Source organism: Arthrobacter sp. 001422645 (assembly GCF_059816125.1).
The window spans coordinates 138,012-159,624 of sequence record NZ_JCBANT010000007.1 but is presented as its reverse complement, the minus strand read 5'-3'; the positions used below and the strand labels follow the sequence as shown (position 1 = coordinate 159,624).

Here is a 21,613-nt window from a genome sequence, read left to right as displayed (position 1 = left end):
TTCCTGACGAAGTGCAGTGTACGGAATAGCGGCGTTGCATACTGGAACAAGCGCCGAAAATGGAGGTAATAGTGCGGATTGCACTCGCTCAAATCATCACCGGACGCGATCTGGCCGGAAATCTGGACCTCGTCGCGGACTATGCGGCCCGGGCAAAATCAGGCGGCGCCGAGCTTGTGGTGTTTCCCGAGGCCACCATGCGCTCCTTCGGCAACTCGCTGCTGGACATCGCGGAGCCGCTGGACGGCCCCTGGGCATCGGCGGTGCGCGCCATCGCGGCGGAGCAGGACATCGTGATCGTTGCGGGGATGTTCACCCCGGGAACGGCGGACGACGGCGGCAAAGTGCGCAACACCCTGCTGGTCACCGGCCGCGGCATCGAGACCAGCTACGACAAGATCCACCTGTTCGACGCCTTCGGCTTCGCGGAATCGGATACCGTCGACGCCGGCACCACGCCCGTCACGTTCGAGTTCGACGGCGTGACGTTCGGCCTGGCCACCTGCTACGACATCCGGTTCCCGGGCCTGTTTACCGAGAACGCCGACCGCGGCGCCGAGGTCAATATTGTGTGCGCCTCCTGGGGTTCCGGTCCCGGCAAGGCCGAGCAGTGGAAGCTCCTCGCCCGGGCTCGCGCCGCGGATTCCACCACCCTGGTCCTCGCCTGCGGCCAGGGCAATCCGGCCAGCCAGGGCATCGAGCCGAAGGGTGCGGCGCCCACCGGCGTCGGGCACTCCGCCGTCGTCTCCCCCTTTGGCGAAGTCCTCGAAGAGCTCGACGGCGCCCCCGGCCTGCTGTTCGCCGACCTGGACCCCGCCGTCGTCAAAGAAGCCCGAACCAAGCTCCCGGTGCTAGCCAACCGCCACAAGTTCTAGGTTGCTCCGGTCGTTTCGTTCGCGGTCACCTTCGCCGAGGTCACCGTCCGCGGTCAGCGGCGCCTTGCCGTCGCTTAGCGGTCTGCCCCTTCCCAAACTTCGCAAGCTCAGTTCGGGGCCCTCGGGGCTTTCCTTCCTCCCGACGCTTCCTCCGGCCGCGGGCGGCCTGCGAAAGCTCTGGTCGGCGATGCGCTCCTAGCAAAACCCCGCCGCCCGCTCGTATTCAGCCCACCCCGCATCGAGGTACTGCAAAGAAACGACGCTCCCTCACCTTTCGCGATTTATCCGGCAACGCTTCCTCACCTTTCGGCGTTTAAAGGCAACGCTCCCTCACGAGACGTGAGGGAGCGTTGCCGTAATTTCACCGTAGGCGAGGGAGCGCTTGCCCAATCACCGCAAAAGGTGAGGGAGCGTTGGCTATCCACCCGTTAAAGGTGCGGGAGCGTCAGAGCCGGTACCGGAGTTTTGCAAGGAGCGCATCGCCGACCAGAGCGGAGTGAGGCCGTCCGCGGCCGACCGGAGCGTCGGGAGGAAGGGGCTGACCGCTAAGCGACGGCAAGGCTCCGGTTCCGGCGGACCCAGCCACAACTAAGCGACGGCAAAGCTCCGGTTCCGGCGGAACCTAACCACAACTCAGGTGACGGCAACCCGAACCGCCACCTGAAGCGAAGTTTACTTGGCGGCGCGCTGGCGGGAGATCTCGTAGAGGGAGATGCCGACGGCCATGGAGGCGTTGAGCGATTCCATCGCCGAGTCGATCGGGATGGAGACGATCTGGTCGCAGTTTTCGCGGACCAGGCGGCTGAGGCCCTTGCCCTCGGAACCCACGACGATGCAGACCGGCTCGGTGGCCAGGGCGAGATCGGGCAACGAGACGTCGCCGTCGCCGTCGAGCCCCAGAACATAGATGCCCATGTTCTTGAACGCCTTCAGCGTGTTGTTCAGGTTGGCCGCGCGGGCCACCGGGACGCGGACGGCTGCGCCGGCGCTGGTCTTCCAGGCCGAGGCGGTCACGCCGACTGAGCGGCGCTCCGGGACGATGACGCCGTGGCCGCTGAAGGCCGAGACCGAGCGGATGATCGCGCCGAGGTTGCGCGGATCGGTGATGCCGTCGAGCGCGACGAAGAGCGGCGCGTTGGAGACGTGGCCCCTCTTCCAGGCTTCGAGGGTTTCTTCGGCCAGTTCGTAGGCGTCCTGGTACTCGTACGGCGGGATCTGCAGCACGAGGCCCTGGTGGATGGCGTCGTCCGTCATGCGGTCCAGCTCGGGCTTGCCGGTTTCGAGCAGCGGGATGCCGCGCTCGGCCGCCAGCTTGAGCGACTCCTTGACACGATCGTCCATCTCGATGCGGATGGCAACGTGCAGGGCCTTGGCGGGAATGCCGGCGCGCAGTGCCTCGACGACGGAGTTGCGTCCGGTGACGACTTCCTCCGTGGCACGGCCCTTGGGGCCGGAGCGGGCACCGGCGTTGCGCGGGGCGCCCGGCCGCTTGGCTGCGGAGCGTTCCGCGAGCTGCTTGTTTTTGTGGGCCTTGTGGTAGGGGCGGTCCTCCGCCTTCGGCGTGGGGCCCTTGCCCTCAAGTGCCTTGCGGCCGTGACCGCCGGTTCCGACGGAGGGGCCCTTCTTCAATTTGACCGAGCGGCGACCGTTGTTGGCCATGAGTTTCACCCTTTAAATACGCGATTCGTTGATAAGTCTGACCTCCAGTCTACTGACTCGAGGTAAATCCTCGACCGGAGGAGACGACGGCGGCCCGCTTCACCGGCCGCCGTCAACGAGGTTCAGCCGCGCTTCAGGCTCCAGGTCGCACCGTCCGGGCCGTCTTCGACGACGACGCCGGCGGTGGCCAGGGTGTCCCGGATGGCGTCGGACGCCGCCCAGTCCTTGGCGGCCCGAGCCTGTGCCCGCGCCTCCAGTTGCGCATCGACCAAGACCCCCAGGGCCGTGGTGGAGCGCTCGTCGGCTGCTGGGGCCGCGGTGTCGTTGAGACCAAGGACACGCAGCATGTCCGTGACGCTGGCCAGTGCCTGCCGGGCGTCGTCGAGCTGGCCGTCGGTGAGCGCGGTGTTACCGGCGCGGACGGTGTCGTGCAGGACGGCGAGGGCCTGCGGGACGTTGAGGTCATCGTCCATGGCCGCCGCGAAGGCATCCGGAACTGTGCCGTGGCTGAAGAAGCCGACGGTGCCGTCATGCGTCATTGTGCTCCGAAGTGCCCGGCTGATGAACCCGTCAATGCGTTCGACGGCGGCGGCCGCTTCCGCCAGGGACGTCGGCTGGTAGTCCAGGACCGAGCGGTACTGCGCCTGCCCCAGGTAGTAGCGGACGACGCGGGCCGGGGCGAGTTCGAGCATGTCGGCCGGGCTGACGGTGTTGCCAATGGACTTGGACATCTTCTCGCCGGCGTAGGTGACCATGCCGTTGTGCATCCAGAAGTTGGCGAAGCCGTGGCCTGCCGCCTGGGACTGCGCCATTTCGTTTTCGTGGTGCGGGAAGCGCAGGTCCAGCCCGCCGCCGTGGATGTCGAACTCGGTGCCGAGGTACTTGGTGACCATCGCGGAGCATTCGAGGTGCCAGCCCGGACGGCCGGTGCCCCACGGCGAGGCCCAGCCCGCCGTCGTCGGCTCCCCCTCCTTGTGGCCCTTCCAGAGCGCGAAGTCGCGCGGGTCCTTCTTCCCCCGGGGGTCGGCGTCGGGAGCCCCCTGCATGTCATCGATCTTCTGCCGGGTCAGGGAGCCGTACTTGGCCCAGGAGCGCACGTCGAAGTACACGTCGCCGGAGTCGTCCAGGGCCGGGTACGCGTGGCCGCGGTCGATCAGTTGCTGGATGAGGGCGTGCATTTCCGGGATGTGGCCGGTGGCGCGCGGCTCATAGGTGGGGCGGGAGACGCCGAGGGTGTCGTAGGCCTTGAGGAATTCCTGCTCATAGCGGTAGGCCAGTGCCCACCATTCCTCGTCGCGCAGGGCCCCGGGCTCGTCTTCAAAGTCAGGCCCAAAGGACGCGGCGGACTTGGCGAGGATCTTGTCGTCGATGTCGGTGACGTTGCGGACCGCGGTGACGCGGAAGCCGCGGTACTGCAGCCAGCGGGTCAGCTGGTCAAACGCGATGGCCGAACGGATGTGCCCGACGTGCGGCATGCCCTGCACGGTGGCTCCGCAGTAGTACAGGCTCACCTTGCCCGGAACCAGGGGGACGAAGTCGCGGACTTCGGCGGATGCAGTGTCATAGAAGCGCAGGGTCACCGCTCCAGATTAGCCGATGGGGTCCGGCCCGGGCGCGCGGACCGGTGCGGGCGCCTACTTGCAGTACTCGCCGATCTTGTTCATCTGTTCTGCGAGCTGTTTGGTCTGTTCGTCGCTCTTGGCGCCCAGGGAGGAGCCGGAGACGTCTTCCATGACGTCGGCCATCTTCTGGATGGGGGCTGCCACCTCCGGAGCCACCTTGTCCGCGACCTCCTGGTAATGCTTGGCGATCTGTTCCGCCTGTTGCTGCTGGTTGCCGGTGGGGACAAAGGTGTCCTGGTTGAGGAACGCGCAGCTGTCCGGGACGCTCATTTTCGGCGTCCCGGCACAGCCGGCCAGCAGCAGTCCGGCCACAAGTACGACGGCGGGCAGCAGCTTTTTCACGGGGAGTCTCCTGGTGTTTCGCGGGAAGGGATCTGCGTTAAGCCTAGGCGACGGGCTCCGGCGACGCGGATGGGACGGGGTAGACGAGGGCCGTCGCCGTGGCCGAAATGCCTTCGCCGCGGCCGGTGAAACCCAGGCCGTCACTCGTGGTGGCCGAGACGCTAACGGGAGCGCCTGCTGCCTCGCTCAAGACCCGCTGGGATTCCTCCCGGCGGGGGCCGAACTTGGGCCGGTTGGCCACAAACTGCACAGCAATGTTCCCGATCTCGAAGCCCGCGGCACGGACGATCCGCGCGGCCTCGGCCAGCAGCGTCACGCCGGAGGCGCCGGCGTACTCCGGACGGTCGGTGCCGAAATGCGTCCCGAGGTCTCCGACGCCGCAGGCGGAGAACAGGGCGTCGGCGGCAGCATGGGCTACCGGGTCGCCGTCGGAGTGGCCGGACAGTCCGCGCTCCCCGTCCCAGAACAGCCCTCCAAGCCAGAGCGGCTGGGGCGCGTCCTCGGGAGCGTAGGCGTGGACGTCAATCCCAATTCCGGTCCGCGGGATGACGGGCAGATGCGCGTGCTGGGGTCCGGACATGCTCAGCCTTCCACCCAGCGGGCACCCAGCGGACCTTCGAGGAGCCCCTCGGCGATGATCAGGTCCAGCGGCGTGGTGATCTTCAGTGATTGGCTGGCGCCGCGGACCGCGTGGACGGGGACGCCGAGGAGTTCCACCAGCATGGCGTCGTCCGTGACGGCGGCCGCCTGGCCGGCGTCGAACGCGGCAGCGGCCTCGTGGGCACGGCGGAGGGTGGCAAGGTCGAATCCCTGCGGGGTCTGCACGGCCCGGAGGGTCTCCCGGGCCGCGGTGCCGGTGACGATCTCGGGGGCGATCGCGGCGCCGTCGCCAGTGGACGGTTCCACCGTTTTGACCGTGTCCACCACTGGGATCACCGGGATGACAGCCAGGGCGCCGGCCGTGAGGGCGTGGGCGACACGGTGGAAGACGGCCTCCGGCGCCAGGGCGCGGGCGGCGTCGTGGACCAGGACGGCCTCCGTGGCCGGCAGGAGCGCTGCCAGCGCGGCGCGGACCGACTCGGCCCGGCTGGCACCGCCGTCGACAATGGTCACGACCGGGGGCTGTCCGCCGCCCGTGGCAGGCATGCGGAGATGCTCCGCCTTGAGGTCCCGCGCGAAGGCGTCGCAGAGGGCATGGAGCTCCGTGTCCCCGGGAGGAACGGCGACGCAGATCTGCTGCGCTATACCTGCCGCCGCGACGCCCCGCAGCGCGTGGGTGAGGATGGTGTCGCCGCCCAGCGGAACCTTGGCCTTCGGCATGCCGTAGCCCAGGCGCTGGCCGGAGCCGGCAGCCACGACGATGACGGCCACGACGGGACCGGCCGGTGACGTGTTCGTCGGTGCAGTATCCATGCGGACAAGACTACGTCCCTGCGCCCGCAGCATCCCAGTGAGCTATCAGTTTTGATGCTTCCGGGGCGCTGTTAGGGACCATATGTGATAGTGCAACCCCGGGTGCGGGGGAAGCGGGCAAGAAGAAACCCCGGCAGCCTGAGGCCACCGGGGTTCGATTCTTGTCTGTTCGACGTGTTGCTTAGGAAGCCAGGACCTCGTCGAGAACGCTTGCAGCCTTCTCTTCATCAGTCTTCTCAGCCAGCGCCAGTTCTGAAATCAGAATCTGGCGGGCCTTGGCCAGCATGCGCTTCTCCCCTGCGGAGAGACCCCGGTCGTGATCGCGGCGCCACAGGTCGCGGACGACCTCTGCCACCTTGATGACGTCACCGGAAGCAAGCTTTTCCAGGTTTGCCTTGTATCGACGTGACCAGTTGGTGGGTTCTTCAGTGAACTCGGCCCGCAGCACTTCAAACACGTGCTCCAGACCTTCTTTGCCCACTACGTCCCGGACCCCAACTAGGTCAACGTTTTCTGCTGGAACTTCAATGGTCAGATCACCCTGAGCCACCTTGAGCTTGAGATACATCTTCTCTTCGCCCTTGACAGTGCGCATCTTGATTTCTTCAATTTTGGCTGCACCGTGGTGAGGGTAAACTACTGTCTCGCCGACCTCAAAAACCATGTGGACATTCCCCTTTCCCGCAGACCAGTTTATCACGTTTAAGGCATACGACTGCCATGGAACGCACCCAAGAACCGCATGAATACGCGGAAAATGGCCCCAAACGGCCCTTCAAACCCCTTGACGAATGCGGATATTAGTGCATCACCCCGCCTTTGCCAAGGGCCGGCGGCATCCCTTCGAGCGGCCTGCCGGGTCCGCATCCGAGGGGCAATATGTGCGACCCGAATCATCGTTTGGGACGGATTGCCGATAGGCTATGGCTGAATACTGTTCCAAGACTCTCAAGGAGTGCGTGACGTGGGTTTCACTGCGATGAACCGGGGCCAGCGCGGCAAGCTGGCAATGGCAACGGCGGCTCTGGGCATCGCCCTGCTGTCTGTAACGGGCTGCGGCTACATCAACCCCCAGTCGACCGGCGCGGAGTACGCGGCGTCGGACGGAACGCAGGCCAACGTGGGTCCGCTGCAGCTGCGCAACATGATGATCATCTCCGCCGGTGAGGACAAGCCCGGCCGAGTGATCGGCGCTGTCTACAACACGTCCGGCGAGGACGTAACTCTGACCATCCTCGGTACCGCCGGCTCCCAGACCCAGGTCCCGGTCAAGCCGAACTCCTACACGATGCTCAACGATTCCACGGACGAGGCCATCCTGAGCACCACCGGCGGCGCTCCGGGATCCCTCGTAGAGGTCAGCATCAGCGAGGACGGCACGAACCAGGACACGAAGTTCAAGGTTCCGGTACTGGACGGGACGATCGCCGACTACCAGCAGTACCTGCCGGCAGGCAGCGAGCCCACCGGCACCGCCACGCCGACCCCGTCGCCGACGAGCACCACAGACCACTAGCTTCCACACAGAAGGTAGGGGCACCCGCACTGAGCGTTTAGTGCGGGTGCCCTTCCTTTTCTGCGCTATGCGCGGGCGGGCTGGCGGCCCGGAGCTGGTTTAGGGGTCGAACTTGTAACCCAGGCCGCGGACTGTGATCAGGTGTCGCGGCGCGGAGGGATCCGGCTCGACCTTGCTGCGCAGCCGTTTGACGTGAACGTCCAAGGTCTTGGTGTCCCCCACGTAGTCCGAGCCCCACACCCGGTCAATCAGCTGCCCCCGGGTGAGGACCCGGCCGGAGTTCCGCAAGAGCATCTCCAGCAGCTCGAATTCCTTCAAGGGGAGCGAGACCTGCTCGCCGCTGACGGTGACCACATGCCGCTCAATGTCCATGCGCACCGGTCCTGCCTGCACCGTGCTGGAGACCAGCTCCTCGGGTTCGCCCTGGCGGCGCAACACAGCCCGGACACGGGCTACCAGTTCCCGGGATGAGTAGGGCTTGGTGACGTAGTCATCGGCGCCGAGTTCCAGACCCACGACCTTGTCGATCTCCGCGTCCTTCGCCGTCAACATGATGACCGGGACGGACGAGCGCTGCCGCAGCTGCCGGCAGACCTCAGTGCCGGACTGTCCGGGCAGCTGCAGGTCCAGCAGCACCAGATCGGCTCCGTTGCGGTCGAATTCGATGATGGCGTCAAGTCCGTTGTCCACCACCTCCACTTCGAACCCTTCCTTGCCCAACAGATAGGACAGAGGGTCGCTGAACGACTCTTCGTCCTCGACAACTAGAATCCTGCTCAAGCGGTAGCTCCTTGCTCATGGGCGCCTGCGGCGTCACGTCGTACGGGTCTTGGGTTCTGGGACGAGCCGTGCGCCGCGGACTCCGTGGCCGCGCGGGCCGAGGGGTCGCGCTCCCCGGCAGCGGCGTCATTGTCCTGGCCCTCCAGTTCCGGAAGGCGGATGGTGAAGGTGGAGCCCTGGCCGGGCTGTGACCAGAGAGTCACCTCACCGCCATGGTTGGCGACCACGTGCTTGACGATGCTCAGGCCAAGGCCCGTGCCGCCGGTATGGCGGGACCGTGCCGCGTCCACGCGGTAGAAGCGTTCAAAGACGCGCTCCTGGTCCTCGGGGCTGAGCCCCTCGCCCTGGTCCGTCACGGACACAGCCACCAGGCCGTCCTTGGACCGGATGCCGATCCCGACGCGGGTATTTTCCGGGGAGTAACGGATGGCGTTGTCGATCAGGTTGCGCAGCGCCGTCACCAGCTGGTCCTGGTCGCCGTAAACCATCGCGTCCGCATGCCCGCCGACCACGAGTTCGATGTTCCTGCTCTCTGCCGGCAGCTGCGAGCGGTCCACCGCCTCGGCGACCACGGTGTTGATGTCCACCGCCCGCCCCTGCTGCGCGACGTTGGTGCCCTGCAGCCGGGAGAGTTCGATGATGTCCTGCACCAGGGCGGCCAGCCGGGCGGATTCCTTGTGCGTGCGCCGGGCGAAGCGCCGCACGGCTTCCGGGTCATCCGCGGAGGACTCAAGCGCTTCGGCCAGCAGCGAGATGGCCCCGACCGGCGTCTTCAGTTCGTGGGAGACGTTGGCGACGAAGTCGTTGCGGACTTCCTCGGTGCGGGTGACCTCGGTCCTGTCGTCGGCCAGCAGGAGGATATATTCCTCCGCGATCACGGCCGCCCGCACCTGGACCACGATGGTTCCCTGGCCCAGCGGACCTCGCGGGAGTTCCAGGAGCCGTTCGAGGATGACGCCGTCGCGCCGGACTTTGGCCGTCATTTCCAGCAGCTGCTCGTGGACCAAGGTGTGGCCGCGCACCAGGCCGTAAGCGTACGCGGCGGGGCTGGCACGGACGACGCCGTCGATCGCGTCCACCACCACGAACGCCCGTCCGACGGCGGCCAGCACCTCGGCGGCGCCCTCGGGAAGCGAGGGGTCCTCGAACTCGACGTCCACCAGCTTGCGCTGCCGCTCGCTGACCCGGAACGCGTGCACTCCGAAGACGCCAAGCGCCAGGCCGATCAGGCCGGCGATCACGCCGATAAGCATTGGATCCACGGCTCCAGCTTATGCTCTGCCCCGCGTCGGAAACTGTAATCTCCCGCTATTGCCGCTCCGGTTCAGCTAACGTTCACCTATTGGGGCGTAACAGTTCACCGGATGCTGGAACACTTGACAGTTGGAGCGCCGCGAGGTGACCGAAATGGGCCCGCCACTGTTGGTGGCCGGCAATATTTCCGAGGAAAGGATGCACACGTGCGCAAGGTTTTTCAGGAAGAGCTCGCCCAAGTGGGGGAACAGCTCGTCGAAATCTCAAAGCTGGTCAGTGAGGCCATCGAGAAAGCCACGACTGCCTTCGACGGCGCCGACATCGATCTTGCCGAGGACGTCATCGCGGCCGATGCGCGGATCGACTTCCTGCAGAACAGCCTCGACGAGCGCGCCATCGATATCCTCGCCCTGCAGGGCCCCGTGGCCAGTGACCTGCGGATGATTGTGGGATCCCTCCGGATGAGCGCCTCCCTGGAGCGCATGGGTGACCTCGCCCGGCACCTCGCCCAGCTCGCCCGCCTGCGCTATCCCGCGACCGTGGTTCCCGCCCAGCTGCGGGAAACGTTCAAGAGCTTCGCCGAACACGATCTGCTGATCGCTGAGAAGCTCACGGTGCTGCTGGAAACCCGGGACCTCGAAGTGGCACGGGACATCATGAAGGCCAACTCGGCCGTGAACGACCTGCACCTGAGCGTTTTCAAGGCGATCGCACGCAGCGACTGGCAGGAGTCCCCGGCCACAACCGTCGACGTCGCACTGGCCAGCCGCTACTTCGAACGTTTCGCGGACCACGGCGTCTCCGTGGCGCAGAAGGTCACCTACCTGGTCACCGGTGCGTGGCAGCCGAACAGCATCGAGCACAGCTAGCCCTCCCCGGGTCGGGAGAATATTGTCCGGACTCCAGCGCCGGACCGCACATCGTACGACGCCGGCCGGTCACCTTCAGAGGTGACCGGCCGGCGTCGTACGTTCAGTGGTTGCGTGAGCCGAGGGCGCTACTTCTTGCCCTGGTTGGCGACGGCCTGGATGGCTTCGGCCGCGGCCTCGGGATCGAGGTACGTGCCGCCCGGATTGAGCGGCTGGAAGTTCTCGTCCAGTTCGTAGACCAGCGGGATGCCCGTGGGGATGTTCAATCCGGCGATGGCCTCGTCGCTGATGCCGTCAAGGTGCTTGACGAGGGCGCGCAGGGAGTTGCCGTGGGCAGTGACCAGGACGGTCTTGCCGGCCTTAAGGTCTTCCTTGATGTCCGATTCCCAGTAGGGCATCAGGCGGACCAGGACGTCTTTGAGGCACTCGGTGCGGGGCAGGTCGTCACCGAGGTCCGCATAGCGCGGATCGTGGGCCTGGGAGAACTCGGAGTCGTCGGCCAGGGGCGGCGGCGGGGTGTCGTAGGACCGGCGCCAGGTCATGAACTGCTCTTCACCGTATTCGGCGAGGGTCTGGGCCTTGTCCTTGCCCTGCAGGGCGCCGTAGTGACGCTCGTTGAGCCGCCAGTCGCGCTTGACCGGAATCCAGCCGCGGTCGGCCTTGTCGAGGGTCATGTTGGCGGTGTTGATGGCCCGCTTCAGCAGGGACGTGTAGACGACGTCCGGGAGGATGTTGTTCTCCACGAGAAGCTCGCCGCCGCGGATCGCCTCGGCCCGGCCCTGGTCGTTGAGGTCAACGTCCACCCAGCCGGTGAACAGGTTCTTGGCGTTCCATTCGCTGTGGCCGTGGCGCAGCAGAATCAGCTTATAAGTCATGGTTTTCATCCTAGCGGAGCGGCCGCGGGCAGTGCCGTGCATTACATCTCCCCCGCCACAACGCAACGCGGGGTCAGTCCGCGCCGGTCCCGCCGGGTGCCTCATGGGCCGGAACTGAACCCGCGCTGGAGGATAAGGTGGGCAGGTGGTGCAGAAGGCTGAGCGGGTGGTGCCCCCGCAGACCCATGTCATGGACAAACGCGGCATGGACAAACGCGGCGTGGCGAAAAGCGGACCCCGCGCCGGCCGCCCGGTGGGCAACATTACCCGCGGCACCACCAACCCCAACCGGATGCGCCGGCTGGACCGCTGGCTGACCGGCACGCAGGCCTGGCGGCTGCGCGCGGCGGCCGATCCCCTGGTCGTGGATCTGGGCTACGGCGCCTCCCCGGCCACCGCTGTCGAACTCTTTGACCGGCTGTCCGCGATCCGGCCCGATGTGCGGGTGGTCGGAATCGAAATCGAGCCCGAGCGGGTCCGGCTGGCCAGGGAACTGGAACGGCCCGGGTTGAGCTTCGAGCTGGGCGGATTCGAACTGCCCGTGGCCGGCCGCCCCGTCCTGGTGCGGGCCTTCAACGTGCTGCGGCAGTATGAGGAAGCCGACGTCGCGGCCATCTGGCGGCTAGTGCAGGGGCGGTTGGCGCCGGGCGGGCTGTTCATTGACGGCACCTGCGACGAAATCGGCCGCCGGGTGACGTGGGTGGCGCTGGACGCCGAGCGGCCGCTGAGCCTGAGCCTGTCCATGCGGTTCGGCAGTTTTGCGCTGCCCTCGGAAGTCGCCGAGCGGCTACCGAAAGCCCTCATCCACCGGAATGTCCCGGGCGAGCGGATTCAGGGCTTCCTGCAGGCCATGGACAAGGCCTGGCTGGAGGCGGCTCCGCTCGCGTCCTTCGGAAACCGGCAACGCTGGACGGCCATGTGCCGGTCACTGCGCGACGGAGGCTGGCCGGTCCAGGACGGCCCGTCCCGGTGGCGGCTGGGAGAACTTACGGTCGGCTGGGACGCGGTGGCGCCGGGTTAATGTGGAAGGGTCACCAGGGTCCGTAGGGGCCCATGTTGCGACTGCCGCCGCGGCCGGCGTCCTTGACGGCAGGGCGGACGTCGGCGAGGTAGACGGACGCCGCCGTTACGGCGACGAGTCCGAACAGTCCCAGCGGACCTAGTAGGCCACCGCCGCCGCCCAGGAGGGAGAGCAGGCCGACGGCCAGGGCGCCGCCGGTGACGGCCAGCCAGAAAGTCTTGGTGCGCTTGGACACGGCTTCGAAGGCGTTCGCCTTGTGCCGCAGGCAGTCAAAGAACGCCCACACCTCAAGGGCGAGGGCTACCAGGGCCAGGAGAAAATAGATCCCTGTTTCGACATAGTAAATAAGCGCTCTTCCGTCCATCCCCCCAGCCTAACCGCCCAGAGTGGCCAGAGCCTGCTCCAAATCGGCCCAAAGGTCCTCGACGTTCTCGATCCCGACGCTCATCCGGACCAGGTTGTCCGGCACACTGGCTGGCTCGGCCGTGTGCCTCCGCCGCCGTTCGATCAGCGACTCCACGCCTCCCAGGGAGGTGGCCGGCAGCCACAGCTTCAGGGCACGGATCATCCGGTCCGCGGCGTCGGCTCCGCTGAGGCCGCCCACCGGGGCCATTTCAATGCACAGCACCGAGCCGAACCCCTTCATCTGGCTCTTGGCCCGTTCGTGGCCGGGATCGGTGGGAAGTCCCGGGAACCGGATGCTGCCGACCCGCGGATGCGTGCGCAGCCGCTCGGCCAGCACCGCTGCTGAGGCCTGCGACCGCTCAACCCGCAAGGCCAGCGTGCGCAGCCCGCGCAGCGCCAGCCAGGCCTCAAAGGGCCCGGCGATGCCGCCGTGGATGGTGCGGTGGTGCAGCAGCGAGGCGCGGAGTCCGGCGTCGGAAGTCACCAGGGCGCCCAGCACGACGTCGGAGTGGCCGGACAGGTACTTCGTCACTGAGTGCAGGACGACGTCGGAGCCCAAGGCCAGCGGTTGCTGCACCAGCGGCGTCGAGAAGGTGTTGTCGGTGACGACGACGGCGCCCGCCGCGTGCGCGGCCGCCGTCAGCGCACGGATGTCCGCGACGCCCAGCATCGGGTTGGTGGGACTCTCCAGCCAGAGCATGCTGGCTGGCCGCCCGTCCGCCGGAGCGAGCTGCGCCAGGACGGCATCGGTGTCCGCGATATCCACGGTGCGCAGCTCCAGGAACCCCTTCTCGGCCAGCTCCGTGGCCATCACCAGGGAGCCTGCGTAGCTGTGGGACGGCATGACCAGCACGCCTCCGGCGGGAACCAGGGAAAGGGCCGAACTGACGGCGGCAAGGCCGGAGGCGTAGAGGAGGCCGGGAAGCGCGGCGCCTTCGAGCTGGCCGAGGGCTTCCTCGAAGGGGTCCCAAGTGGGGTTGGAGTATCGCCCGTAGCCGCGGTCGCCGTCGCCCAGCGGACCCGTCCCGAAATACGTGGAGGACAGCACCAGCGGAGGGTTGACAGGTTCGTCGCGTTCGCGCGGCGGGCGGCCGGCCGCCACAACGACTGTTTCTGCGGAAAGCGCGGCTGCCTGTTGTTCGGAAAGACTCATGGTCACAGGGTACTTCGGGGCCCGGCAGGGCGCCCAAGGCGTTACGCCGCGGCGCGTTTCTGTCAGGGATTGTCGGTAGGCTAGAGCAGTGACTACCCAGAACCCCGGACTGTTTATCGCCTTCGAAGGCGGTGACGGCGCCGGCAAGTCCACGCAGGCGGCTGCGCTGGCCGCGGCGCTTGAGTCGCGCGGCCTCACGGTGCTGCGGACCCGGGAGCCGGGCGGCACTCCCATCGGCGAGAAACTGCGTTCCCTGGTCCTGGACCACGGCCACGGCCACATCGACGCGCATACCGAAGCCCTGATCTTTGCGGCGTCCCGCGCCGCCCACGCCAGCCAAATCATCCGCCCCGCCCTGGAGCGCGGCGAGATCGTCCTCACGGACCGCTACATCGACTCCTCGGTCGCTTACCAGGGCGCGGGCCGGGACCTCGGCATCGACGCCGTCCGGGACATCAATCACTGGGCCACGTCGGGACTGCAGCCGGATCTCACCGTGTTGCTCGACGTCGACCCCGAGGTCGGGCGCCGCCGCCGCACCGCGGGCGACGCCGCCGAGGACCGGCTGGAATCCGAGGCCGACGAATTCCACGCCAGGATCCGGACCGCCTTCCTCACCCTCGCCGCGGCCAGGCCGGAGCAGTACCTCGTCCTCCCTGCCCGCCTACCGGTCGAGGACCTGGCCGCGCGGATCCTGGCACGGGTCGAGGCCCTGCTGCCCCTCCCCCGGAGCGTGCAAGCATGAGCGTCTGGGACGACCTCCAGGGCCAGCCCGCCGTCGTGGACCAACTGCGCCAGGCGGCCCAGGGCGAGGGCCTGACCCATGCGTGGCTTTTCACCGGCCCGCCGGGTTCCGGCCGGTCCAACGCGGCGAAGGCCTTTGCCGCCGCCCTGAACTGCGACCAGGACGACGTCAGCAGGCGCGGCTGCGGCGAATGCGCGGCCTGCCTGACGATCCTGGGCGAAACACACTCCGATGTGGCTTTTGTGCGCACCGAAAAGGTCACCATCACCATCGATGAGGCCCGCGATCTGGTCTCCACCGCCGGTAACCGGCCGTCCTCGGCTCGCTGGCGCATCATTGTCGTGGAGGACGCGGACCGGATGGCCGAGCGCACCACGAACGTGTTGCTCAAGGCGATCGAGGAACCGACTCCCCGCACCGTCTGGATGCTCTGCGCGCCGTCCCCGGCCGATGTCCTCGTCACCATCCGTTCCCGCTGCCGTCCGGTGGCGCTGCGGCTTCCGCCCGCGGCCGACGTCGCGGCGCTGCTGGTGAAGCGCGACGGCGTCGATCCTGCCGTCGCCGAACGTGCGGCCCGGGCCGCGCAAAGCCATGTCGGGATCGCCCGACGTCTGGCCCGCGATCCCGAAGCCCGTGAGCGGCGGCTCGAAACTGTGCGGTTCCCCTTGGGCCTCCGGGGCGTCACGGCCGCGGTGCTGATGGCCGAAAAGCTCGTCAAGATCGCCACAGAGGAAGCCAACAGCTCCAACGATGAGCGCGACGCGGCGGAGAAGGCTGCCCTGCTCGCCACCCTTGGAGCGCCCGAAAGCGGCACGCTGCCGCCGGCCATGCGCGGCCAGGTCAAGCAGCTTGAGGATGACCAGAAACGCCGCGCCAAGCGTTCGGTGACCGATTCCCTTGACCGCACGCTGACCGATTTGCTGTCCTTCTACCGGGACGTGCTGATCATCCAGATGGGGAACGCCGTGGAGCTGGTCAACGTTGAACTCAGGAGTGAACTCGTGGAGTTCGCCCGCCACTCTTCCGCCGAAACCACCCTCGCCCGCATGGACGCCATCAACAAGGCCCGCAAACGGATCACGACTTCCAACGTGGCCCCGTTGCTGACCATCGAGTCCATGGCCGCCAGCCTCATCTGAGGGACCATCAAGTGACCCCGTCCCGTCAAAGGAGAACCGTATGAAGTCTGCACGAGCCGTGCCCGCCAGATCCCGATCCGTAGCGATCGGCATGCGGGCAGTCGGTGCCATGGCCCTGGCCCTGACGCTCTCCTCGTGCACCCTCTTCGGCGGCGGCAGCGGGGCGAAAGACTCCAGCACGCCGAATCCCGAGATCGCCGCCGCCGCTCCCGCCGAACTCCGCAGCTACTACACGCAGCAGGTCGATTGGGCCCCATGCGAGTCAGACTTCGAGTGCGCCAAGATCAAGGTCCCGCTCGACTACAGCAAGCCGGACGGCGAGAGCATTGAAATCGCGGCGCTCAGGCTGCCCAGCGAGGGCAGCAACAAAAAGGGCAGCCTGCTGGTCAACCCCGGCGGCCCCGGCGGCTCCGGCTACGACTTCGTCCGGGACGCCGGCTCCACCAACATCTCGGAAAAGGTCCGCTCCAACTACGACATCGTCGGATTCGATCCGCGCGGCGTGAAACGCTCGGCGCCGGTCAAGTGCATGACCGACCAGGAGCGCGACGCCTCCCGGGCCAAGGTCTATGAACTGGACACCGACGCCGGGCTGGCCGAGGCCATCGCGGACAACAAGGCCATCGCCGCCCAGTGCGCGGAGAAGACCGGTCCCGTCCTGGGCCACATCGATACCGCCAGTGCCGCCAAGGATCTGGACATCCTGCGCGGCGTGCTCAACGACGCCAAGCTGAACTATCTGGGCTACTCCTACGGCACCTTCCTCGGCTCCACGTACGCCTCGCTGTTCCCGGACAACGTCGGCCGCATGGTCCTCGACGGCGCGATGGATCCTTCGCTGAGCTATGAGGAGCTGACCAGCGGGCAGGCGAAGGCGTTCGAGAAGGCCATCCGGGCCTACGTGACTCACTGCCTCGAAGGCAGCGACTGCCCGCTCAGCGGCACGCCGGACGACGCCGTCGCCCAGATCCAGGACATCATCGCGGCCGTGGAAGCGGACCCGCGGGCCGCGAAGGACGGCCGGGTAGTCAACGCCTCCATGTTTGTCAGCGGGTTGATCCTGCCGTTCTACAACGATGACAACTGGCCCCTGCTGACGCAGGCCCTGGACAGCGCGCTGAAGGGCGACGTGACGCCGATGCTCCGGCTCGCTGACTTCGGCGCGGACCGGGAGCCGAACGGCAGCTACTCCGGGAATTCGAGCTTCGCCTTCTCTGCCATCAACTGCCTGGACTACCCGATGGTGACGGACACGGCCGGGATGCGGGCTGACGCGCAGCAGCTGCGCCAGGACTCCCCCACCTTGGGCTCCTACTTCGCCTACGGTGGCACCAACTGCAAGGACTGGCCGTACAAGAACGTCCGGACCCCCGCTCCGGCGGACTACAAGGGTTCCACCGACATCCTAGTGGTCGGCACCACGGGCGACCCGGCAACGCCGGTGGAGTGGGCCGCCGAGCTGCGCAAGCAGCTGGGCACCGCAGCGCTGCTGACGTGGAAGGGCGAGGGCCACACGGCCTACGGCCGCTCCAACGACTGCATCGGCGATGCCGTGGACGGCTACCTCGTCGACGGCAAGACCCCTGCGGACAACACCGTCTGCTGAGGCGTTCCGCACTCATTTTGACCCGGGCCTGAGGACTCTACTACAGTTGTCTCTGGCATGAAGCGGCCGGGCCACCCGGACCCTTCACGCGGTTGCTTCCTTAGCTCAGTTGGTAGAGCGTCTCACTCGTAATGAGAAGGTCGCCAGTTCGATTCTGGCAGGAAGCTCGGAAAGAACCCCCGGAAATCAACGATTTCCGGGGGTTCTGTCGTTGTCCATGATGCCGCCGAGAGATTTCCGCGCGGTGCCACGCGGGCCGCTGGTGCGTTCCTGTCGTTCACGAAAACCCGCCTCCTTGGCGCCCGGCGCGAGCCAGCGGAGTCGAGATACGCCGTCCTCGGCGCGGCACAAGAAAAAGCCAAGGACGCAAGCGCACAGTAAGAGCATGAAATCACTACGAAGCGATGAAGTCGTCGCCGTACGTGGCGTCCTCACCGATACACACTCCGTCGATTTCCATGTACTTGGGGTAACCGGCGCAATTGACCGCTTGACTCTTCCCCTCCGCGAACGCGGCATCGTGGTGCACTTGGAGGCTCCGCACCACGGGATGGAAGTGGACCGGCAATCTGCAACGCTCCTGTACCGGGCGGCGCAGGAGCTCCTCAGCAACGTCTACAATTTCGCCCAGGCGTCAGCGGTGACGATCCGGGTGGGCTGCGTCACCCACGGCACGAGCCACGGCGTCCAGCTCAAAGTGACCGACGACGGCGGAGGTTTCGACGTGCCGGCAGCCATGATTGGCCGGCACACCGGTATGGGACTGCGACTCATGCGAGCGTCCGTGGGGCTTGCCGGCGGAGAAATGATCATCGATTCGGCCGCCACGGGAACCTGTGTGACGGTAACGCTGCCCCTGGACTAGCAACGGTTTTTCTGCCAACGCTCCCTGCCGGGGTCCCGTCTGGGCGCGGTCCGTGCCCCTACGATGGATCGGGTGAAGACCACAAAAGGGGCCTCCTACACCGCTGCCGCGGCGCTGATGCTGGCAGCCGTGCCGCTGGTCCTCGCCCCGCCAGCCGCCGCAGGCCCCTGCGATCACATCGGCGGGATCGTCCCGGCACTCATCTGCCCGACGCCCCCGAGCAGTCCGGTTCCCACCGCGACGCCGGCCCCGACATCAAGCGCCACCGCCGGGCCGCCCGCCCCGTCAATCCCGTCCGGAACGGCCCCTGCTCCGCAAAACCCAGGAGTCACCGCCGCGGCGGGCGTGCAGGCCCCAACGCAAACCGGCGGCGCTGGCACTCCGACGCCGGCCAAAGTTCCGTCGGCCACGGCCTCTCCCGCTAACAGCACCCCGGCCTCGACAGCGCCGAAGCCGACGCCGGCAGCGCCACCGTCGCCTGCGACAGAGGGCCTCGTGGCCGCAGTGACGCCCGCGTCCGAGGACCTGGCTGCCGGCGGCCTTGCCGGCGCGGTCCTCCTGGCATGTGGTGGACTGCTGGTTATTGCCTGGGCGTTCCTGGATGTCCGGAAGCCCCGCTAGCAGGCAGGGCGTCGCGGGACCCGCGCCGCTGGCCCCTCCGGAGGGCAATTGTGCGGAGTTCTCGTCGAACCACGGCACTGTCGACGCTAAGCGGCCCAGACCGAGGCAGCGCCGGAGTGGCCGGTGACGATGCTCTGGTAGATGAAGAAGGCCCCCACTGCCGCCGAGACAACCAGGAGGGTTATCCGGACGGCGCGGTTTGTCCGCAGGCGGCCCAGGAAGGAGAAGCGCCGGCCGATGGGGTCATAGGCCGCGATCAGCGCCGCGGCGACGACCACGAAGAAGACTACGGAGACGGCCTTGAGCACGTCCCCTTGCTCCGCATGTTCCCGGATGAGGGCCGACGCGGGGCGGGTCTCCTCCAGCTGTTCCCCGGCCTCCGCCGTGAGCAAGGACAGGGGAACCAGGCCCAGGGACAGCACTCCCAGCGGCCAGGCCAGGTAGCTGCGCCAGCGGGGCAGCGCGGCAAACAGGATCGCGGCCAGGCCGGCGATCGGCGCCAGCACCACGACGCCGTGGATGAGCAGGATGTGCGCAGGGAGCCCTGCGATGTCGATCATGCGTGCCTAACCTCCTGAATTACCGTCCGGTGGCGCGGCTTTGCCGGGGCCGGGCTTCTATGATTCTTGCATGGAAGAGCGAGGCCTGGCGGACGTTGCGGCGCAGCTCTATGCCCTCCCCTTCGACGAATTTGTTGCCGAGCGGACCGTAGCCGCCAAAGACGCAGCCGCCACGAAAGACCGGTCCTTCGCCGCGGACGTGCGTTCCCTGCCCAAGCCGTCCGTGGCGGCGTGGGCAGTGAACATGCTCACGGCCCGGCGGCCGGAGGTCGTCCGCGAACTCGCCGCGCTGGGGCAGTCGATGCGCGCCGCGCAGTCCGCCCTCGACGCCCCGGAGCTCCGACGGCTGGGACAGGAGCGGCGCCAACTGCTGGTCAGTGCGGTCAAGGCCGCGCAGGCGGTCGCCGAAGATCTGGGCCGGAAGATCAGCGGAACGATTGCGGCGGAGGTGGAGGAGACCTTGCGCGCGGCGACGGCGGATGAGGGGGCCGCCGCTGCCGTACAGTCGGGCCGCCTGCTCCGGGGGCTGTCCGCCGACGGCGTCGACGTCGTGGATCTTTCGGGTGCCGTTGCGCTGCCCGGCCTCGTGGTACCTCCGCGGGGTCCCTCGCTTCGCCCGCCTGCGGAACGCACCGGAACATCCGGCGGCGCCGGAACCCCGGCCACAAAAGACGCGGACCAGCCCCGGCTGCGGGCCGTCCGGCCGGACACGCGGAAATCCACTCCGTCTGCAGTGGAGCGGGCCCGGGCTTTGCTCAAGGACGCGGAAGAAGCATCGAGTGCCGCTGCAACGGAAGCCCGGGAGCATCAGGAGGAGCTGGCATCGGCCACCATGCAAGCCTCGGAGCTCACCGACACCGTAAGGCAACTGCGGGAACAGCTGGCCCGGTGCGAGCAGGAACTCACGGCCGCCCGGAAACGGCGCGAGCTGGCCACCGCCCGGGCCCAGCAGTCAGCCCGGGCAGCGGCCAGAGCCGTGCGCACCGCGGACCTTGCCCGGGAACGGGTGCTGCGGCTTGGCAACACGCCGGACTCATGACCACAAAGTGTCAGAGGCCGGCAGGACACTTAATTCATGGACACCAACCAGTACTTCGAAGTCACGTATCTGGACACTGACTGCGGCCGCATCCGCACCGAGACCTTCGATCACCTCGCGGACGCCGAGCGCTTCGCCAGCCGCCAGGCCGCCGACGAGCACGGCTGGGCCACCATCGACGCGGCGCCGGTACGGGAAAGCCGGAAGGCAGCCTAGCCCGGTCGCCGGGTAACCGGACAGCAGCAGGGCCCCCATCCGGTTCGGATGAAGGCCCTGCTACGGTCTACGCCTCTTCGCCGGGTAAGGCTTAGGCGAAGTCGGAGACTGCCGGGTCGGGGCCGATGCGGCCGGCGCCCTCGGCGGACTTGTCCAGGCCGTTGATGGCCTGCACATCGGTCTCATCCAGGCTGACCTCAAGCGCAGCGTAGTTCTCGCGGATGCGGGACTCGGTCACGGACTTGGGGATGACCACGTTGCCGATGGCCAGGTGCCAGGCGATAACCACCTGCGCCGGAGTGGCGCCGTGCTTGGCAGCGATCTGGGCGATGACCGGGCTCTCCAGCAGCTCGCCGCCCTGGCCCAGCGGCGACCAGGCCTGGGTGAGGATGCCCTTGGAGGCGTTGAATTCGCGCAGCTCGGACTGGTTGAAGAAGGGGTGCAGCTCGACCTGGTTGATGGCCGGCACGACGCCGGTCTCGTCAATCAAGCGCTGCAGGCCTTCCTTGGTGAAGTTGGAGACGCCGATGGTCTTGACGCGGCCCTGCTTCTGCAGCTCGATGAGCGCCTTCCAGGTGTCCACGTACTTGTCCTGCTTGGGCTGCATCCAGTGGATCAGGTACAGGTCCAGGGTCTCCAGGCCCAAGCGCTCCATGGATTCCTCGAAAGCCTTCAGCGTGGACTCGTAGCCCTGGTCAGCGTTCCACAGCTTGGTGGTGATGAAGATGTCCGCGGCAGAGAGGCCCGAGCGCTCAATCGCACGCCCCACTCCTGCTTCATTGCCGTAGATCTTGGCGGTGTCGATGTGGCGGAAGCCGGCTTCGAAGGCCTGGACCACCACCTTCTCGGCGACGTCGTCTTCAACCTGCCACACTCCGTAGCCAAGCTGGGGAATGGTGTTGCCGTCATTGAAAGTCAGTACCGGTGAAAGTGTCATCCAGCCATCCTGCCAACGCCGGCAAGGGACCGCCAGCGCAAAGCCCGCCGCTAAGCTAGGCGCTTAACCGGGAATTTTAGGCGCGGGTCAGGGGCGGTGCA

24 protein-coding genes and 1 tRNA gene are annotated in these 21,613 nt (G+C 67.2%); 12 read left to right on the top strand and 13 right to left on the bottom strand.

The window, feature by feature from the left end; genetic code table 11:
- The first annotated feature begins 71 nt into the window (after window positions 1-71).
- The gene (locus AC6EUH_RS09775; RefSeq protein ID WP_499738498.1) at window positions 72-875 is read left to right on the top strand and encodes a carbon-nitrogen hydrolase family protein; all 804 of its coding nucleotides are present in this window, start codon (window positions 72-74) and stop codon (window positions 873-875) included.
- 672 nt (window positions 876-1,547) lie between these two features.
- On the opposite strand, the gene rlmB is transcribed toward AC6EUH_RS09775, so the two are convergent.
- The 6 genes from rlmB to AC6EUH_RS09745 all read right to left on the bottom strand — a co-directional run bounded on the left by rlmB (window position 1,548) and on the right by AC6EUH_RS09745 (window position 6,575).
- A complete protein-coding gene (gene rlmB / locus AC6EUH_RS09770; RefSeq protein WP_056429164.1) occupies window positions 1,548-2,534 on the bottom strand; it encodes a 23S rRNA (guanosine(2251)-2'-O)-methyltransferase RlmB in 987 nt (328 codons plus the stop codon).
- Window positions 2,535-2,656: 122 nt separating this feature from the next.
- On the bottom strand, window positions 2,657-4,114 hold the full coding sequence (gene cysS, locus AC6EUH_RS09765) for a cysteine--tRNA ligase (protein WP_499738497.1): 1,458 nt from the start codon (window positions 4,112-4,114) through the stop codon (window positions 2,657-2,659).
- Between the two features lie 54 nt (window positions 4,115-4,168).
- Window positions 4,169-4,498 carry a hypothetical protein gene (locus tag AC6EUH_RS09760; RefSeq protein WP_499738496.1) on the bottom strand — a complete coding sequence of 110 codons (330 nt, stop codon included), beginning with the start codon at window positions 4,496-4,498 and terminating at the stop codon, window positions 4,169-4,171.
- Between the two features lie 43 nt (window positions 4,499-4,541).
- The gene (gene ispF, locus AC6EUH_RS09755) at window positions 4,542-5,078 is read right to left on the bottom strand and encodes a 2-C-methyl-D-erythritol 2,4-cyclodiphosphate synthase (RefSeq protein ID WP_499738495.1); all 537 of its coding nucleotides are present in this window, start codon (window positions 5,076-5,078) and stop codon (window positions 4,542-4,544) included.
- 2 nt (window positions 5,079-5,080) lie between these two features.
- Window positions 5,081-5,911 (bottom strand): 2-C-methyl-D-erythritol 4-phosphate cytidylyltransferase, encoded by an 831-nt coding sequence (gene ispD, locus AC6EUH_RS09750; RefSeq protein WP_056427214.1) that lies wholly within the window; start codon window positions 5,909-5,911, stop codon window positions 5,081-5,083.
- A 181-nt stretch (window positions 5,912-6,092) separates the two neighbouring features.
- Window positions 6,093-6,575 (bottom strand): CarD family transcriptional regulator, encoded by a 483-nt coding sequence (locus tag AC6EUH_RS09745; protein ID WP_024367191.1) that lies wholly within the window; start codon window positions 6,573-6,575, stop codon window positions 6,093-6,095.
- 315 nt (window positions 6,576-6,890) lie between these two features.
- Between AC6EUH_RS09745 and AC6EUH_RS09740 the strand changes: the two genes are divergently transcribed.
- Window positions 6,891-7,427 (top strand): hypothetical protein, encoded by a 537-nt coding sequence (locus AC6EUH_RS09740; RefSeq protein ID WP_056429167.1) that lies wholly within the window; start codon window positions 6,891-6,893, stop codon window positions 7,425-7,427.
- 99 nt (window positions 7,428-7,526) lie between these two features.
- On the opposite strand, the gene AC6EUH_RS09735 is transcribed toward AC6EUH_RS09740, so the two are convergent.
- Window positions 7,527-8,207, bottom strand: coding sequence for a winged helix-turn-helix domain-containing protein (locus AC6EUH_RS09735; RefSeq protein WP_056427215.1), 681 nt, complete (start codon window positions 8,205-8,207; stop codon window positions 7,527-7,529).
- Entirely contained in the window at window positions 8,204-9,460 is a 1,257-nt protein-coding gene (locus tag AC6EUH_RS09730; RefSeq protein ID WP_499738504.1) for a sensor histidine kinase, read from the bottom strand. The genes AC6EUH_RS09735 and AC6EUH_RS09730 overlap by 4 nt, the downstream gene beginning before the upstream one ends.
- 207 nt (window positions 9,461-9,667) lie before the next feature.
- Here AC6EUH_RS09730 and phoU point away from each other — a divergent pair, with 207 nt between their 5' ends.
- A complete protein-coding gene (gene phoU / locus AC6EUH_RS09725; protein WP_056427221.1) occupies window positions 9,668-10,330 on the top strand; it encodes a phosphate signaling complex protein PhoU in 663 nt (220 codons plus the stop codon).
- A 128-nt stretch (window positions 10,331-10,458) separates the two neighbouring features.
- Here the strand turns inward: phoU and AC6EUH_RS09720 are convergent, their stop codons facing one another.
- Window positions 10,459-11,205: a phosphoglyceromutase gene (locus tag AC6EUH_RS09720; RefSeq protein WP_499738494.1), complete on the bottom strand. Its 747-nt coding sequence runs from the start codon at window positions 11,203-11,205 to the stop codon at window positions 10,459-10,461.
- A 205-nt stretch (window positions 11,206-11,410) separates the two neighbouring features.
- Between AC6EUH_RS09720 and AC6EUH_RS09715 the strand changes: the two genes are divergently transcribed.
- Window positions 11,411-12,226: a class I SAM-dependent methyltransferase gene (locus AC6EUH_RS09715; RefSeq protein WP_499738503.1), complete on the top strand. Its 816-nt coding sequence runs from the start codon at window positions 11,411-11,413 to the stop codon at window positions 12,224-12,226.
- 10 nt (window positions 12,227-12,236) lie between these two features.
- Here the strand turns inward: AC6EUH_RS09715 and AC6EUH_RS09710 are convergent, their stop codons facing one another.
- Together AC6EUH_RS09710 and AC6EUH_RS09705 are read right to left on the bottom strand one after the other, a co-directional pair.
- Window positions 12,237-12,590 carry a DUF2516 family protein gene (locus tag AC6EUH_RS09710; protein WP_056427227.1) on the bottom strand — a complete coding sequence of 118 codons (354 nt, stop codon included), beginning with the start codon at window positions 12,588-12,590 and terminating at the stop codon, window positions 12,237-12,239.
- Window positions 12,591-12,599: 9 nt separating this feature from the next.
- On the bottom strand, window positions 12,600-13,784 hold the full coding sequence (locus tag AC6EUH_RS09705; protein WP_499738493.1) for a trans-sulfuration enzyme family protein: 1,185 nt from the start codon (window positions 13,782-13,784) through the stop codon (window positions 12,600-12,602).
- A gap of 88 nt (window positions 13,785-13,872) precedes the next feature.
- Between AC6EUH_RS09705 and tmk the strand changes: the two genes are divergently transcribed.
- From tmk to AC6EUH_RS09675, 6 genes are all read left to right on the top strand, one after another.
- Entirely contained in the window at window positions 13,873-14,529 is a 657-nt protein-coding gene (tmk, locus tag AC6EUH_RS09700) for a dTMP kinase (RefSeq protein ID WP_056427230.1), read from the top strand.
- Window positions 14,526-15,668, top strand: a complete 1,143-nt coding sequence (locus AC6EUH_RS09695; protein ID WP_056427233.1) for a DNA polymerase III subunit delta' — start codon at window positions 14,526-14,528, stop codon at window positions 15,666-15,668. Before tmk ends, AC6EUH_RS09695 begins: the two co-directional genes overlap by 4 nt.
- Window positions 15,669-15,708: 40 nt before the next feature.
- Window positions 15,709-17,274: an alpha/beta hydrolase gene (locus AC6EUH_RS09690; protein WP_499738492.1), complete on the top strand. Its 1,566-nt coding sequence runs from the start codon at window positions 15,709-15,711 to the stop codon at window positions 17,272-17,274.
- A gap of 94 nt (window positions 17,275-17,368) precedes the next feature.
- Window positions 17,369-17,441 (top strand) — tRNA-Thr (locus AC6EUH_RS09685).
- Between the two features lie 218 nt (window positions 17,442-17,659).
- Window positions 17,660-18,139 (top strand): sensor histidine kinase, encoded by a 480-nt coding sequence (locus AC6EUH_RS09680; RefSeq protein WP_499738491.1) that lies wholly within the window; start codon window positions 17,660-17,662, stop codon window positions 18,137-18,139.
- A 72-nt stretch (window positions 18,140-18,211) separates the two neighbouring features.
- Window positions 18,212-18,760, top strand: coding sequence for a hypothetical protein (locus AC6EUH_RS09675; RefSeq protein WP_499738490.1), 549 nt, complete (start codon window positions 18,212-18,214; stop codon window positions 18,758-18,760).
- A gap of 86 nt (window positions 18,761-18,846) precedes the next feature.
- Here the strand turns inward: AC6EUH_RS09675 and AC6EUH_RS09670 are convergent, their stop codons facing one another.
- On the bottom strand, window positions 18,847-19,320 hold the full coding sequence (locus AC6EUH_RS09670) for a hypothetical protein (RefSeq protein WP_499738489.1): 474 nt from the start codon (window positions 19,318-19,320) through the stop codon (window positions 18,847-18,849).
- Window positions 19,321-19,390: 70 nt separating this feature from the next.
- On the opposite strand from AC6EUH_RS09670, the gene AC6EUH_RS09665 reads away from it, so the two are divergent.
- Complete coding sequence (locus AC6EUH_RS09665) at window positions 19,391-20,359, top strand: hypothetical protein (protein ID WP_499738488.1); 969 nt, start codon at window positions 19,391-19,393, stop codon at window positions 20,357-20,359.
- Between the two features lie 36 nt (window positions 20,360-20,395).
- On the top strand, window positions 20,396-20,575 hold the full coding sequence (locus tag AC6EUH_RS09660; RefSeq protein WP_056427249.1) for a hypothetical protein: 180 nt from the start codon (window positions 20,396-20,398) through the stop codon (window positions 20,573-20,575).
- 91 nt (window positions 20,576-20,666) lie between these two features.
- Here the strand turns inward: AC6EUH_RS09660 and AC6EUH_RS09655 are convergent, their stop codons facing one another.
- On the bottom strand, window positions 20,667-21,512 hold the full coding sequence (locus AC6EUH_RS09655) for an aldo/keto reductase (protein ID WP_499738487.1): 846 nt from the start codon (window positions 21,510-21,512) through the stop codon (window positions 20,667-20,669).
- Window positions 21,513-21,613: the final 101 nt, after the last annotated feature.

Excerpts from the sequence above, each read along its gene's own strand:
- rlmB (WP_056429164.1), bottom strand. The coding sequence starts at position 2,534 with ATGGCCAACAACGGTCGCCGCTCGGTCAAATTGAAGAAGGGCCCCTCC.
- ispF (WP_499738495.1), bottom strand. The coding sequence starts at position 5,078 with ATGTCCGGACCCCAGCACGCGCATCTGCCCGTCATCCCGCGGACCGGA.
- ispD (WP_056427214.1), bottom strand. The coding sequence starts at position 5,911 with ATGGATACTGCACCGACGAACACGTCACCGGCCGGTCCCGTCGTGGCC.
- AC6EUH_RS09745 (WP_024367191.1), bottom strand. The coding sequence starts at position 6,575 with ATGGTTTTTGAGGTCGGCGAGACAGTAGTTTACCCTCACCACGGTGCA.
- AC6EUH_RS09740 (WP_056429167.1), top strand. The coding sequence starts at position 6,891 with ATGAACCGGGGCCAGCGCGGCAAGCTGGCAATGGCAACGGCGGCTCTG.
- AC6EUH_RS09730 (WP_499738504.1), bottom strand. The coding sequence starts at position 9,460 with ATGCTTATCGGCGTGATCGCCGGCCTGATCGGCCTGGCGCTTGGCGTC.
- AC6EUH_RS09720 (WP_499738494.1), bottom strand. The coding sequence starts at position 11,205 with ATGACTTATAAGCTGATTCTGCTGCGCCACGGCCACAGCGAATGGAAC.
- AC6EUH_RS09715 (WP_499738503.1), top strand. The coding sequence starts at position 11,411 with ATGGACAAACGCGGCGTGGCGAAAAGCGGACCCCGCGCCGGCCGCCCG.
- AC6EUH_RS09710 (WP_056427227.1), bottom strand. The coding sequence starts at position 12,590 with ATGGACGGAAGAGCGCTTATTTACTATGTCGAAACAGGGATCTATTTT.
- AC6EUH_RS09705 (WP_499738493.1), bottom strand. The coding sequence starts at position 13,784 with ATGAGTCTTTCCGAACAACAGGCAGCCGCGCTTTCCGCAGAAACAGTC.
- AC6EUH_RS09695 (WP_056427233.1), top strand. The coding sequence starts at position 14,526 with ATGAGCGTCTGGGACGACCTCCAGGGCCAGCCCGCCGTCGTGGACCAA.
- AC6EUH_RS09690 (WP_499738492.1), top strand. The coding sequence starts at position 15,709 with ATGAAGTCTGCACGAGCCGTGCCCGCCAGATCCCGATCCGTAGCGATC.
- AC6EUH_RS09680 (WP_499738491.1), top strand. The coding sequence starts at position 17,660 with ATGAAATCACTACGAAGCGATGAAGTCGTCGCCGTACGTGGCGTCCTC.
- AC6EUH_RS09670 (WP_499738489.1), bottom strand. The coding sequence starts at position 19,320 with ATGATCGACATCGCAGGGCTCCCTGCGCACATCCTGCTCATCCACGGC.
- AC6EUH_RS09665 (WP_499738488.1), top strand. The coding sequence starts at position 19,391 with ATGGAAGAGCGAGGCCTGGCGGACGTTGCGGCGCAGCTCTATGCCCTC.
- AC6EUH_RS09660 (WP_056427249.1), top strand. The coding sequence starts at position 20,396 with ATGGACACCAACCAGTACTTCGAAGTCACGTATCTGGACACTGACTGC.
- AC6EUH_RS09655 (WP_499738487.1), bottom strand. The coding sequence starts at position 21,512 with ATGACACTTTCACCGGTACTGACTTTCAATGACGGCAACACCATTCCC.